The sequence below is a fragment of the Guyparkeria sp. genome (assembly GCF_041687595.1).
In the GTDB taxonomy this organism is placed as follows: Bacteria; Pseudomonadota; Gammaproteobacteria; order Halothiobacillales; family Halothiobacillaceae; genus Guyparkeria.
In genome coordinates, this window is record NZ_JAWLBP010000056.1 from 1 (window position 1) to 12,246 (window position 12,246).

Consider the following 12,246-nt stretch of genomic DNA (forward strand, 5'->3'; position numbering starts at 1 on the left):
GCCGATGCGGGCACCAGCAGCCACGGCAGCGTCAGCAGCGGCAGGTACAGCAGGTAGTAGTAGAACGGTTCGGCGTGGTCGAACGCCTCGACGGTGCGGCCGACCATCTGCTTCCACAGCAGCTCCTCGGCCAATGCCGGTCCGCCGATGTGGGCAGCCCAGAGGGCCCAGAGCAAGCCCAAGGACGAACCGAGGAATCCGACCACCCCCGCGCGAATGAACCACCTCCAGTTCCGGGGGACGCCGGCCCACCAGGGGGCGGCCACTGTCAGGGGAACCAGATAGATGAGCACGAACGGTCCCTTGGCGAGCACGCCCAGGCCGGTGGCGAGAAACAGCCACGACCAGCCGATCCGTCGGGACTGGCCCAGCCTGACCAGCCCCAGCACGCCCAGGAGCACGAAGAACACCACCAGCTGGTCGAACATGACCATGGTGGCGAATCCAAGCCAGTACACGCAGCCGAGAAGGATCCAGGGAGCCAGCCGAGCCGCCAAGGGGACGTCGGGCCAGAGCCCCCGCGCCACGAGGCGCAGCAGGAAAAGGCTGCCCAGGGCAAATGCAGGGGCCACCAGCCGAGCCGTGATCTCGTTGACGCCGAACACGGCCCAGCCGGCATGGATCAGCCAGAACAGCAGAGGCGGCTTGTGAGCGTAGGGCTCACCGTTGAGCACCGGCAGGACCCACGACCCGGTCTGCCACATCTCCCAGGCGACGCCCAGGTAACGGGTCTCGTCCACCGGCATCAGCGGGCGAGCCAACAGGGAGGTGACGATCGTCAGGAGGAAAAGCGGTACCCAGCCCCAGTCCAGCCACCAGCCACCGGCGGAAACGGGACGGTCTTCAGCGGACCGGCGGTCGGGCTCGAGCAACGGGTTCCCCATGGGCGCCTCCTGCATTCATCTAATGCCGGATAGTGCCCGGGGAACCTGACGTCAAGCTGAAACCGCTGCGAACGTGCTAGCCGAGCCCCTTGGCCAGATCGGCGATGATGTCCCGGGGCGATTCGAGCCCGACGGAAAGCCGGACCAGGCCCTCGTCGATCCCGGCCTCGACGCGAGCCTCGGGAGAGAGCCGGCCGTGCGTGGTGCTCGCCGGGTGCGTGATGGTGGTCTTGGTATCGCCCAGATTGGCGGTGATCGACAGCATTTCGGTCCGGTCGATCACCTGCCAGGCGGCGTCGCGGCCACCCTCGACGACGAACGAGACGATCGCCCCCGGGCCGGACTGTTGCGCGGCGATGATGTCCGCCTGGGGATGGTCGGCCAGCCCCGGGAAATGCACCTTCGCCACCTTCGGATGAGCGACCAGCCAGTCGGCCACCTCGCGGGCATGGCGGCTGTGGGCCTCCATGCGCAGGTTCAGCGTCTCCAGCCCCTTGGCGAAGATCCAGGCGTTGAACGGCGACATGGTCGGCCCGCAGGTACGCAAAAAGCCGCGAACCTCCTTGCCCACGCGTTCGGCGTCTCCGACCACGGCCCCACCGATCGCCCGTCCCTGGCCGTCGAGGAACTTGGTCGCCGAGTGGATGACGATGTCCGCCCCCAGTTCGAGCGGGCGCTGGAGGGCCGGGGTGCAGAAGCAGTTGTCGACCACCAGGGCGGCGCCGTGCGCATGGGCAAGTTCAGCCAGGCGACGGATGTCGGCCACCTCGGTCAGCGGGTTGGACGGCGTCTCGATGAACAGCAGCGAGGTGCGATCGGTGACGGCGGTCTCCCACTGCGCCCAATCGGTCAGGTCGACCCAGCGCACGACCAGACCGAACTTGGCCAGGTACTTGTCGAACAGGACATTGGTCGTACCAAAGACCTGCCTGGAGATCACGACCTCGTCCCCGGCCTGGCATAGCGCCATGAAGGTGGACAGGATGGCCGCCATCCCGGAGGCCGTGGCGACACAGTCCTCGCCGCCTTCCATCGCCGCCAGGCGCTCCTCGAAAATGCGCGTGGTGGGGTTGGTGAAGCGCGCGTAGATGTTGCCCGGCTCGTCGCCGGCAAAGCGCGCGGCGGCCTGCGCGGCCGACTCGAACGTGAAGCTCGAGGTGGTGAAGATGGGCTCGCCGTGCTCGCGCTCCGGCGTGGGGTGGTGACCGACGCGGATCGCGCGGGTCGCCAGGGACCACTCGGCCGCATCGGGATCGTGTCTGCGATTGGAATCGTTCATCTGCTCGTTCGTATGTCCCGACCGTTCAACGGCCGTTGAAGAAGTGCCATGCAAGTGCGTCGAACTCGGCGATCGCCGCGAGGAGACGTTCGGTGTCCTCATCCATCTCGGCGAACTGGTGCTCGGCCAGCGGCGCCATGGAGCAGTTCTCCGGCGGCGCGCCGAACCGCTGGAGCAATTCGCGCATCTGGGGCAGGAATTTCCACTGCAGCCATTCCTCGAAGCGCAGCGTGTCGAAACAGAACGGATGCGGGCTGGCCAACGCCTGGTCATCGGGGCGCTGGTCGGCCCACAGGCCGGCCTGCTGCATCTCGTGGGCGATGCGGTCCAGTTGGCGCAGCATCATGTCGGTGCTGGGACGAGCGTTGTCCATCAAACCCTCTTCGTCAGCGTTCAGTGCACCCGCGAGGATCCCGGGGGCTCGTCGTTCATGTCCGCGCCGGTATCCTCGTCGGCCCAGAACAGGCGATGCGGGATCAACTGCCCACGACCGATCGCGGCAGCGTACATCAGGGTCTGGTGGGTGTACTCCAGTGCCTCGTGCACCGCGTTGACCGGTTCGCTGCCCTGGGCGATCAGGCCGGCAATGGCCGAGGACAGCGTGCAGCCCGATCCGTGGAAGGCACCCGGCAGTCGCTCGTAGACGAAACGGCGCGGGGGATCGACGCCGAACAGCCAGTTCTCCACCTTCTCGCCGGGCTCGTCACCCCCCTTGACCAGCACGTACTCGCTGCCCAGGGAGGCCAGCATCACGCCGCGTTCCTGGGCATCGCGTGCCTTCGGTGCCAGTACGCGGGCCTCGTGCGCGTTCGGGGTGACGATAGTCGCCCTCGGGAACAGATGCTCGACCATGGCGGCCGCCACGGCCTTGTCCCCGAGCGATCCGCCTCCGCCGGCCACGAGAACCGGGTCGAGCACCACCGGAATGTCCGGGTGGCGGGAGAGGATGGTGGCCACCGCCTCGACCATCTCGACGGAACCGAGCATGCCGATCTTGATCGCGCCGACCGGCATGTCACGCAGCACCGTCAGGGCCTGATCGATCACCAGCGAGGGTTCGCTGGGCACGAAACGCTGGACGTTGATGGTGTCCTGCACCGTCAACGCGGTGATGGCCGTGGCGGGGTGAGCGCCCTGGCTGACGATCGCCTCGATATCGGCCTGGATGCCCGCCCCGCCACTGGGGTCGTGCCCCGCAATGGCCAGGACCACGGGCACATCGAGCGGATCGTTCATCGACTTCCTGGTTTCCATCTGGTGCTAAGCTCCCTACAACCGGCTGTTCGTGACTCGGCGACACGCCGTGGCGGCGACGGAACGGATACGCCCCTGGCGCCGTCACGCCGGAACGCTCATCATAACGCAGGCAACGCCGGACGCATCGTGTTGCCGCGAAACCCACCCATGACGCAGGGAATCCGCCTTTCATGACCTCTTTCACGCCACGCCAATGGATGCACCGCGTGGAACACTGGATCTGGCAGGCCAAGCCGAGCTCGAAACCCGGCCACCTCGGCCAACGGCTCGTCCGCTCCATGCTCAGTGTCTTGTCCTCTGCATCGCGCGGCGACCTGCAGCTCAACGCCTTGAGCCTCTCCTATACCACCCTGCTCTCCATGGTGCCCCTGCTGGCCGTGACGTTCTCGGTACTCAAGGCCTTCGGGTCCTCGGCGATCATCGAGCCGTTCCTGCTTTCGTTGATGGCCCCGCTGGGCCAGACAGCCGACGAACTGACCGAGCGGATACTGGATTTCGTCAACAATATCCGTGTCGGGGTGCTGGGTGCGGTGGGCGTCGCCCTGCTCTTCTACACCGTCGTGGCGCTGATGCACAAGATCGAGCGGGTCTTCAACCGCATCTGGCACGTCCACCAGATGCGCACCCTCTCCTCGCGCTTCGCCCACTACCTGTCGGTGCTGATGGTCGGGCCGGTGCTCGTGATCGCCGCCGGCAGCCTCACCGCCACCCTCCTCGCCTTACCGGCCATCCAGGAGTTCGCCGAGCTGTCGCTGATCGGCACCATCCTCAAATGGCTCGGCTACCTGGTTCCGTTAGCCGTCTGGACCGGGGCATTCGCCTTTCTGTACGCATTCATTCCCAACACCCGGGTCAATGCCAGTGCTGCACTGGTCGGCGGGCTGGTCGCCGCCATCCTCTGGAACCTGCTCGGGGCGCTGTTCGGCGGGCTGGTGGCCGGATCGACCAACTACACGGCGGTCTACTCGGCCTTCGCCTCGCTGGTGCTGTTCCTGATCTGGCTGCAGATCGCCTGGATGATCGTGCTGGTCGGGGCGGGCATCAGCTACGCCTGGCAGAACAGCGACCGGCTCACGCTGGGCGAACCGCGCCTGGCCCACCCGGCCTCGCGAATGGCGGCGGCCATCCTGTTGCTCGATCAGGTCGAACGGGCGTTCGAGGCTGGAAGGCGACCGCCGGATCGTGACGCACTGGCGCACGCGATACAGCGGCACCGCGAACTGGCCTGGGCCTGGATCGATCCGCTGCTGGAAAAGCTGGTTGCCGCGGAACTGCTTCGACTGACCGAGCAGGACGACCAGTCGGGCTTCCTGCCGGGCCGACCGGGTTCGGCCATCACGCTCGCGGACGTGGAAACGGCGATCGAAGGGAAGAATCCCTCGATGCCGAAATCGCTCATCCGGGAAGTGCCGGCCTTGGAACGGTTCGCGGCCGAGCGCCGCAGGCTGGTCGAGGGACTCGAAGCAAGCTCGTTGGCGAGGACCGATCAGACCGGCCCGGCATCACCCTCTGCCTCGGACGACGCACCACGCCAGTAGACGGTGTGCCGCCCCTCGGGGTCAAGGCGGCGGGCGAAGACGAACCAGGCGTCCGACAGCCGGTTGAGATAGGCGGCCAGCGCCCCGGCCAGTTCCGTCGCGAGTACCTCCCCGCCCCGCTCCAGGTGCTCCGCACGCCAGGCCCAGGCCACGCGCTCGACGCGGCGGGTGGCCGTTCGCGCCAGGTGAGCCTGCGCCATGGCCGGCGTGCCGCCCGGCAGGATGAATTCACGTAGCGGAGGAAGGTCCCGGTTTGCCGCCTCGATCCAGGCCTCGAGGCGCTCGATGTCCGGCAACTGCGACGAGTGCGCATGCTCACCCATGGCAACCAGCCCGCCGAGATCGAACACTGCCTGCTGCTGTTCGTGCACAAAGGCCAGACCGTCGCCGGCCTCCGCCTCCTCGGCCAGCGTCACCGCCAGCATTCCCAGCCGGGCATTGAGCTCGTCGAGTTCGCCGAGCAGTTCGATCGTCAGGGCACTCTTGGGCAGGCGTCGGCCGTCGGCCAGGCCCGTTTCGCCCCGGTCGCCGCTGCGGGTCACCACCCGGGACAACCTGTCCCGCTGCCGTTCCTGCCGGTCACCCATGGGAACCTCCGCTCAACTCGCCCGCGCTTCGCTGCCGGGCACGTCGGTGGGAAAGTCGATCGGGCGACCCGCCACGGCGCGCACCGCGAAGGCGAGGATCGCGATCACGCCGTAGGAAAGGCCGGCCACGACCCCGAGATCCACGATGCCGTGCCAGGGCTGAGGCAGCAGGCTGACCAGCAGCACGAGGACCACCACGCCGGCCGTCACGGAGAAGGTCACGATGCGGCGCTTCCGGGTCGCGTGGATGAATCCCATGCAGTAGGCCGGGGCCAACAACACGTGCCACCAGACCGGGTGACGCGCCAGATGCCCGGCGCGGGCGACCACCCGGGGCGAGAACCCCTTCTGGAACCCCTTGTACCCCTCGCCGTAGACCATGAACACCATCCAGCCGACGAAGAACACCCAGTGCCACCACGCCCACGGCGCGGCCCAGGCTTCCAGCGCGTAGAAGGAGAGCCGGTAGATCGCCCAGAGCAGCAACGCGCACAGGCCCAGCACGCCCCAGACCGCTCCGATGACACCCAGTTGCTTGTTCACGGTCGAGAAATCCTCCGATCGACTCCGGATGGCGGGAAACACTTCGCCGCCCCGGTTCTTTGACAAGGCCGCGGAGTTTATCATGCGGGGCTGTTCCGAATTTCCCACACGATCCCGTACCGTCATGAATCCCCGCACCCGCCGCGAGATGTTCGCCCGCTTCGCCCGTCAACGGCCGGAGCCGACCACCGAACTGGAATATCGCACTCCCTTCGAACTTCTCGTGGCGGTCGTGCTGTCCGCCCAGGCAACCGACGCCGGAGTGAACAAGGCCACCCGGCCACTGTTCGCCCGCGCCAACACCCCGCAGGCGATTCTCGACCTGGGGCTCGACGAGCTGACCGACGCCATCCGCACCATCGGCCTGTACAAGACCAAGGCGAAGAACGTCTACGCCCTCTGCCAGCAACTGCTCGAAAAGCACGGCGGCGAGGTGCCCGCCGACCGCGAGGCGCTCGAGGCCCTGCCCGGCGTGGGCCGCAAGACGGCCAACGTCGTGCTCAACACCGTCTTCCGCCAGCCGACCATGGCCGTCGACACGCACATCTTCCGGGTGGCCAATCGCACCGGGCTGGCCAAGGGCAAGACGGTGCGGGCCGTGGAAGAGAAGCTGCTCAAGGTCATCCCGAGGGAATACCGCCTCGACGCCCATCACTGGCTGATCCTGCACGGCCGGTATGTCTGCAAGGCGCGCCGCCCCGACTGCGGTGCCTGTATCGTCTGTGACCTGTGCGACTTCCGCGACAAGACCGAGGAATGCAGCCCCGAGCTGATCACCCGCTACGCCACCGAATCCACCGAGAGTTGAACCGATGTACTCAAGCGACCGACGCCGCATGCGCCAGCCCTTCATCGACGCCTGGGAAAAGGGCAAGGCCAGGAAGCCGCTGACCCCGATCGAGCAGATGATCTTCGAGGTGATCCGTGATCATCCCGAATACCACTCGCTGCTCGACCAGCCGGAGTTCGCCCTGGAGGCCGACTGGCCCCCGGAGATGGGCGTGACCAATCCCTTCCTGCACATGAGCATGCACCTGTCCCTGCGCGAGATGGTGCAGACCGACCGCCCCACGGGCATCCGTGGCGTTCACTCGGAGCTGAGCCTGAAGAAAGGTGACCCGCTGGAGGCGGAACACGAGATGATCGACTGCCTCGGCGAGGCCCTCTGGCAGGCCCAGCAGACCGGCCAGCCACCCGACGAGGCTGCCCTCATGACCTGCCTGAAGGACAAGCTAAAGCGCTGATCGACGTCCCGCGCCTTCCTGCCTATGGGTCTACTCTAGGAGTCATTGCCGGTTCGAGTATTCCCCGAGGGCAGCGACAATGAGCGATCCGTCCCAGGACACCGCGTCCAGCGCCACCGATCCCGTCTGCGGCATGCAAGTCGACCCGGCCCGGGCGGAACACACCACCCACTTCGGCGGCGAGGACTGGTACTTCTGTTCCGCCGGCTGCAAGGCACGCTTCGAGGAGGACCCGGAACGCTACCTGTCCGGGGAATCGCCCGAAGCCGATGCCGATCCCGAGGCCGTCTACACCTGCCCCATGCACCCGGAGATCCGCCAGCAGGGGCCGGGAAACTGCCCGATCTGCGGCATGGCGCTGGAACCGGAAACGGTCACTGCCGACGCCGGCCCCAATCCGGAACTGGCCGACATGTCGCGCCGCTTCTGGATCGGGCTGCTCTTCACCCTGCCGCTGGTGATCCTCGAGATGGGCGGGCATTTCGTCGACCTGCCGGGATGGCTCGCCCAACAGACCGGCAATTGGATTCAGTTGGCACTCGCCACACCGGTCGTGCTCTGGGCCGGCAAGCCGTTCTTCATCCGCGGCTGGCAGTCGGTGGTCAGCCGGCAACTCAACATGTTCACCCTGATCGCCATGGGCACGGGGGTGGCCTGGTCCTACAGCCTGGTCGCGACCGTCGCCCCCGGGATCTTTCCGGCCGAATTCCAGCAGCCCGACGGCTCGGTGGCGGTCTATTTCGAGGCGGCCGCGGTCATCACCGTCCTGGTCCTGCTGGGCCAGGTGCTCGAACTGCGTGCCCGTGAGAAGACCTCCGGGGCGATCCGCGCCCTGCTCGACCTGGCGCCCGCCACGGCGCGACGCATACGGGACGGCGACGAGGACGAGGTGCCGCTCGATCAGGTCGAGGTGGGCGACCGGCTGCGCGTCCGCCCGGGGGACAAGGTCCCGCTGGACGGCGAGATCCTCGAAGGCCGCTCGAACGTCGACGAGTCCATGGTCACCGGCGAACCCATGGCGGCCGGCCGTGGCCCCGGAGATACCGTGATCGGCGGCAGCATCAACGGTCAAGGCAGCTTCGTCATGCGTGCCGACAAGGTCGGGCGCGACACCATGCTCGCGCAGATCGTGCAGATGGTGGCGAAGGCCCAGCGCAGCCGGGCGCCGATACAGGGGCTGGCCGACCGGGTCGCCGCCTGGTTCGTGCCCAGCGTCATCGTCGCGGCGGTCATCGCCTTTATCGTCTGGTCGATCGTCGGCCCCTCGCCGGCCATGGCCTATGCCCTGATCGCATCGGTCAGCGTCCTGATCATCGCTTGTCCCTGCGCCCTGGGGCTGGCCACGCCCATGTCGATCATGGTCGGGGTCGGCCGGGGCGCCCAGTCCGGCGTGCTGATCCGCGATGCCGAGTCCCTGCAGCGCATGGAGAAGGTCGACACACTGGTGATCGACAAGACGGGCACGCTCACCGAGGGCAAGCCCCGCGTCACCGCGATCCGCCCGACCGGCTCATACGACGAGGACGAACTGTTGCGCCTGGTCGCCAGTCTCGAACGCGGCAGCGAGCATCCGCTGGCCGAGGCCATCGTGACCGAGGCCTCGACACGCGACCTCGACCTGGTCGAGGCGCAAGGCTTCGATTCGGAGAACGGCAAGGGGGTAATCGGGCGCGTCGAGGGCCGCCGTCTTCTCGTCGGCAACCGGATCCTGATGGACGATCAAGATGTGGATGTGCAGGCGCTGACCGACGAGGCCGACACCCTCCGCGCCGAGGGGGCCACGGTGATCTTCGTCGCCGTCGACGGCCATCCCGCTGGCGTGATGGCCATTGCCGATCCCATCCGCGAGTCGACGCCGGGTGCCGTCCGGCGCCTGCAGGAAGCCGGCCTCGAGGTGGTGATGCTCACCGGCGACTCCCGGGCCACCGCCGAGGCCGTCGCGCGGCAGATCGGCATCGACCAGGTGCGCGCCGAGGTCCTGCCCGAGGGCAAGAGCGAGGTGGTCGAGGAGTTGCGCCAACAAGGCCGCGTGGTGGCCATGGCGGGCGACGGGGTGAACGATGCGCCGGCCCTGGCCGCAAGCGACGTCGGCATCGCCATGGGCACCGGCACTGACGTGGCCATCGAGAGCGCCGGCGTGACCCTGCTGCGCGGGGATCTCGACGGGCTTGTGCAGGCGCTGCGCCTGTCGAAGGCGACCATGCGCAACATCCGCCAGAACCTGTTTTTCGCCTTCGTCTACAACGCCGCCGGCATTCCCATCGCCGCGGGGGTTCTCTACCCTATCTTCGGAATGCTGCTCTCGCCGATCATCGCCGCGGCGGCGATGTCGTTCTCCTCGGTGAGCGTGATCGGCAATGCCCTGCGTCTGCGCATCATCCGGCTGGATTGAGGCAATCGGCTAGTCGCTCTCCTCGAGCGGCCAATCGACGACGTGCGCCTCCCAGTCGATCGATTCGCGGTCGGCATTCTCGGCGATCACGGCCCGGCCGCTGACCGAGTAGCCGCTCTCGATCGTGCTCAGGGGGCGGCCGGTGATCAGGGGGTGCCAGGGCGGCAGGTCACGCCCCTCGGCCAGCCGACGGTAGGCGCAGGTGGCGGGAAGCCAGTCGAACTCCTCGAGGTCCTCGGGGCGTAACCAGACACAACCCGGCACGCGGGTCTGGCGGTTGAGATAATCGGTGCAGCGACAGGTGCCGGCATCCAGCAGGTGGCAGGCCACGTCCGTGTAGTAGACGTCACCCTCCTCGTCCTCGACCTTCTCCAGGCAGCACTTGGCGCAACCATCGCAGAGCGACTCCCACTCCGCGGACGTCATCTCGCTCAGACGCTTGGTCTGCCAGAACGGTTTTTCGTTACTTGCCATCAACTTGTCCGGGTTCTGCCTGGCCGGCGAAGAGCCGGAATCCGGCGCAAGCCTACCATGCCCACACGCCAGACCCGGCTCTCCAATCGGCTCGGCTTGTGCCATCATGCAGGTATCGAACACCTACTGGAGCACGAGGAATGCCGCAAGCGGCCACGGTCAAACCGGTCATTCGGATCGCCACGGAAGCCGATCTCAATCACGCGCTCGTTTCTGCACGCACCTCGCGGGTCCAGCGACTCGGCGAGGTGCTCATCCATCGCGGCGCGCTGACCCGAGAAGGACTCGAAGAGGCACTGGAAGCACTCAAGCATCGCCCCACCATGCACCTGGGCGATTGGCTGGTCGAGCACAAGGCGATCAGCCCCCAGCAGCTCGAGGAAGCGCTCTGTGCGCAACTCGGCATCCCGCAGGTCAACCTCGGCGGTTTCGTCCCGCCAGTGGAAGTCGCCGGCCTGATTCCCTACGAGATGGCCCTGCGTCTGAACGTGCTGCCGCTGTCGCGTCGGCACTCGACACTCGTTGTGGCCTGCGCCAAGCCCACCGACCAGGAGCTGCTCTCCATCCTGAGGTTCTATACCGGACTGAGCATCGAGCCGGTCCTCGCCTCCCCGCACCAGATCAGCATCGCGATCAACCATGCCTACCGGATCGAGGAAGACCCGGCGGAGAACCCGGAACAGCCGATCCAGCTCAAGAGCCAGACTTCGCGCGACGAGGGTCGCCGGGAGTCACCCGAACTGGAGAACCAGGCCAGCAGCCCGCCGGTCGTCCGGCTGGTGAATACCCTGCTGATGGAGGCGATCAACCGAGGTGCCTCGGACATTCATTTCCTGCCCCGCCGGGAAAACCTCCTGGTGCGCTTCCGACTGGACGGCGCCCTGCAGACCATCCGTTCGATCGAGAAGAGCAAGCTCCCCGCCGTAGTCGCCCGCATCAAGATCCTCGGGCGGATGAACATCGCCGAAAAGCGCCTGCCGCAGGACGGCCATGCACGCGTGGTCATGGGCAAGCAGGAAGTCGACCTGCGCATCTCGGTGATGCCTGCCTTCAACGGCGAAAGCGTGGTTGTCCGCCTGCTCAACAAGAACATGGGCCTCAAGCCGCTCGACCAGCTCGGCTTTTCCAAGCAGGACGAACGCACGGTCCGCGGACTGATCGCACGCGCCCAGGGCATGATCCTGGTCACGGGGCCGACGGGCTCGGGCAAGACCACCACCCTCTACTCGCTGCTGCAGGAAGTGAAGAAGGCCGACCCGCACATCATCACCGTCGAGGATCCGGTCGAGTACGACATGGACGGAATCGACCAGATCCAGGTCCACTCGGGTATCGGCTATACCTTCGGGCGGGCGCTGCGCAACATCCTGCGCCATGACCCCGACGTGGTCATGATCGGCGAGATGCGTGACCTCGAGACGGCGGAGAGCGGCGTCAAGGCCGCCCTGACCGGCCACCTGGTGTTCACCACGCTGCACACCAACGACGCCCCGAGTGCCGTCACCCGCCTGGTCGACATGGGCGTCGCGCCCTACCTGGTCAGCTCGACGGTTATGGGCGTGCTCGCCCAGCGACTGGTGCGCATCCTGTGCTCGCACTGCAAGCAGGAGCACCAGCCCGATCCGCTTATCCGGGAAACGATGGGGGTCGACCAGAAGGAGACCTTCTGGAACTCGCGTGGCTGCGACCACTGCGACCATACGGGCTACGTCGGCCGCACCATGGCCTACGAGCTGATCGTCATCGATCGCGAGATGAGCAATCAAATCTCCCACGGAATCACCACCGAGGAATTACGCCAGCTCGCCGTGGACAAGGGCATGCGCACCCTCACTCGCCACGCGCTCGAGATGGCTCGTGCGGGGGTCACCTCCCTGGAGGAGGCCTTCCGCGTTCGGCTCGAGGATTTCGGCACATCGGTCGAGAACGGCAACGACCACTGAGGGAACTGCCGGACCATGGATCTCGTGCTGACCGGGCTCATTGCCCTGGTACTTCTCATCCTTTTCCTGCGAAGCCGGAGCAGACGGCCCACACGCAAACGGCCG

12 protein-coding genes are annotated in these 12,246 nt (G+C 66.8%); 5 read left to right on the forward strand and 7 right to left on the reverse strand.

The genetic code is table 11. From position 1 onward, the window contains the following. The 4 genes from ACESL5_RS08480 to thiD all read right to left on the reverse strand — a co-directional run. Window positions 1–884: ArnT family glycosyltransferase (locus ACESL5_RS08480; RefSeq protein WP_372592350.1), on the reverse strand; the 884-nt coding region annotated here is incomplete at its 3' end. 76 nt (window positions 885–960) lie between these two features. Further along, window positions 961–2,163, reverse strand: a complete 1,203-nt coding sequence (locus ACESL5_RS08485; RefSeq protein WP_372592351.1) for an O-succinylhomoserine sulfhydrylase — start codon at window positions 2,161–2,163, stop codon at window positions 961–963. A gap of 25 nt (window positions 2,164–2,188) precedes the next feature. After that, on the reverse strand, window positions 2,189–2,536 hold the full coding sequence (locus tag ACESL5_RS08490) for a YqcC family protein (protein WP_372592352.1): 348 nt from the start codon (window positions 2,534–2,536) through the stop codon (window positions 2,189–2,191). Window positions 2,537–2,556: 20 nt separating this feature from the next. Then, entirely contained in the window at window positions 2,557–3,399 is an 843-nt protein-coding gene (gene thiD, locus ACESL5_RS08495) for a bifunctional hydroxymethylpyrimidine kinase/phosphomethylpyrimidine kinase (protein WP_372592353.1), read from the reverse strand. A 191-nt stretch (window positions 3,400–3,590) separates the two neighbouring features. On the opposite strand from thiD, the gene ACESL5_RS08500 reads away from it, so the two are divergent. Then, window positions 3,591–4,958, forward strand: a complete 1,368-nt coding sequence (locus ACESL5_RS08500) for a YihY/virulence factor BrkB family protein (protein ID WP_372592354.1) — start codon at window positions 3,591–3,593, stop codon at window positions 4,956–4,958. Here the strand turns inward: ACESL5_RS08500 and ACESL5_RS08505 are convergent. Both ACESL5_RS08505 and ACESL5_RS08510 read right to left on the reverse strand, forming a co-directional pair. After that, entirely contained in the window at window positions 4,907–5,545 is a 639-nt protein-coding gene (locus tag ACESL5_RS08505; protein ID WP_372592355.1) for a cob(I)yrinic acid a,c-diamide adenosyltransferase, read from the reverse strand. The two genes, ACESL5_RS08500 and ACESL5_RS08505, sit on opposite strands and share 52 nt — an antisense overlap. Before the next feature lie 12 nt (window positions 5,546–5,557). After that, window positions 5,558–6,088 carry a hypothetical protein gene (locus ACESL5_RS08510; protein WP_372592356.1) on the reverse strand — a complete coding sequence of 177 codons (531 nt, stop codon included), beginning with the start codon at window positions 6,086–6,088 and terminating at the stop codon, window positions 5,558–5,560. Window positions 6,089–6,212: 124 nt separating this feature from the next. On the opposite strand from ACESL5_RS08510, the gene nth reads away from it, so the two are divergent. The 3 genes from nth to ACESL5_RS08525 all read left to right on the forward strand — a co-directional run bounded on the left by nth (window position 6,213) and on the right by ACESL5_RS08525 (window position 9,724). Further along, window positions 6,213–6,896 carry an endonuclease III gene (nth, locus tag ACESL5_RS08515; protein ID WP_372592357.1) on the forward strand — a complete coding sequence of 228 codons (684 nt, stop codon included), beginning with the start codon at window positions 6,213–6,215 and terminating at the stop codon, window positions 6,894–6,896. Window positions 6,897–6,900: 4 nt separating this feature from the next. Next, the gene (locus ACESL5_RS08520; RefSeq protein WP_372592358.1) at window positions 6,901–7,332 is read left to right on the forward strand and encodes a DUF1841 family protein; all 432 of its coding nucleotides are present in this window, start codon (window positions 6,901–6,903) and stop codon (window positions 7,330–7,332) included. A gap of 79 nt (window positions 7,333–7,411) precedes the next feature. Further along, on the forward strand, window positions 7,412–9,724 hold the full coding sequence (locus ACESL5_RS08525) for a heavy metal translocating P-type ATPase (RefSeq protein WP_372592359.1): 2,313 nt from the start codon (window positions 7,412–7,414) through the stop codon (window positions 9,722–9,724). A gap of 9 nt (window positions 9,725–9,733) precedes the next feature. Here the strand turns inward: ACESL5_RS08525 and ACESL5_RS08530 are convergent, their stop codons facing one another. After that, window positions 9,734–10,198 carry a YcgN family cysteine cluster protein gene (locus ACESL5_RS08530; RefSeq protein WP_372592360.1) on the reverse strand — a complete coding sequence of 155 codons (465 nt, stop codon included), beginning with the start codon at window positions 10,196–10,198 and terminating at the stop codon, window positions 9,734–9,736. 140 nt (window positions 10,199–10,338) lie between these two features. Between ACESL5_RS08530 and ACESL5_RS08535 the strand changes: the two genes are divergently transcribed. Next, entirely contained in the window at window positions 10,339–12,141 is a 1,803-nt protein-coding gene (locus ACESL5_RS08535; RefSeq protein ID WP_372592361.1) for a GspE/PulE family protein, read from the forward strand. Window positions 12,142–12,246 lie beyond the last annotated feature (105 nt).

What these genes read in the sequence shown, in the direction of transcription:
- ACESL5_RS08500 (WP_372592354.1), top strand. Translation starts at nt 3,591, where the DNA reads ATGACCTCTTTCACGCCACGCCAATGGATGCACCGCGTGGAACACTGG.
- ACESL5_RS08505 (WP_372592355.1), bottom strand. Translation starts at nt 5,545, where the DNA reads ATGGGTGACCGGCAGGAACGGCAGCGGGACAGGTTGTCCCGGGTGGTG.
- ACESL5_RS08485 (WP_372592351.1), bottom strand. Translation starts at nt 2,163, where the DNA reads ATGAACGATTCCAATCGCAGACACGATCCCGATGCGGCCGAGTGGTCC.
- ACESL5_RS08520 (WP_372592358.1), top strand. Translation starts at nt 6,901, where the DNA reads ATGTACTCAAGCGACCGACGCCGCATGCGCCAGCCCTTCATCGACGCC.
- nth (WP_372592357.1), top strand. Translation starts at nt 6,213, where the DNA reads ATGAATCCCCGCACCCGCCGCGAGATGTTCGCCCGCTTCGCCCGTCAA.
- ACESL5_RS08490 (WP_372592352.1), bottom strand. Translation starts at nt 2,536, where the DNA reads ATGGACAACGCTCGTCCCAGCACCGACATGATGCTGCGCCAACTGGAC.
- ACESL5_RS08535 (WP_372592361.1), top strand. Translation starts at nt 10,339, where the DNA reads ATGCCGCAAGCGGCCACGGTCAAACCGGTCATTCGGATCGCCACGGAA.
- thiD (WP_372592353.1), bottom strand. Translation starts at nt 3,399, where the DNA reads ATGAACGATCCGCTCGATGTGCCCGTGGTCCTGGCCATTGCGGGGCAC.
- ACESL5_RS08525 (WP_372592359.1), top strand. Translation starts at nt 7,412, where the DNA reads ATGAGCGATCCGTCCCAGGACACCGCGTCCAGCGCCACCGATCCCGTC.
- ACESL5_RS08530 (WP_372592360.1), bottom strand. Translation starts at nt 10,198, where the DNA reads ATGGCAAGTAACGAAAAACCGTTCTGGCAGACCAAGCGTCTGAGCGAG.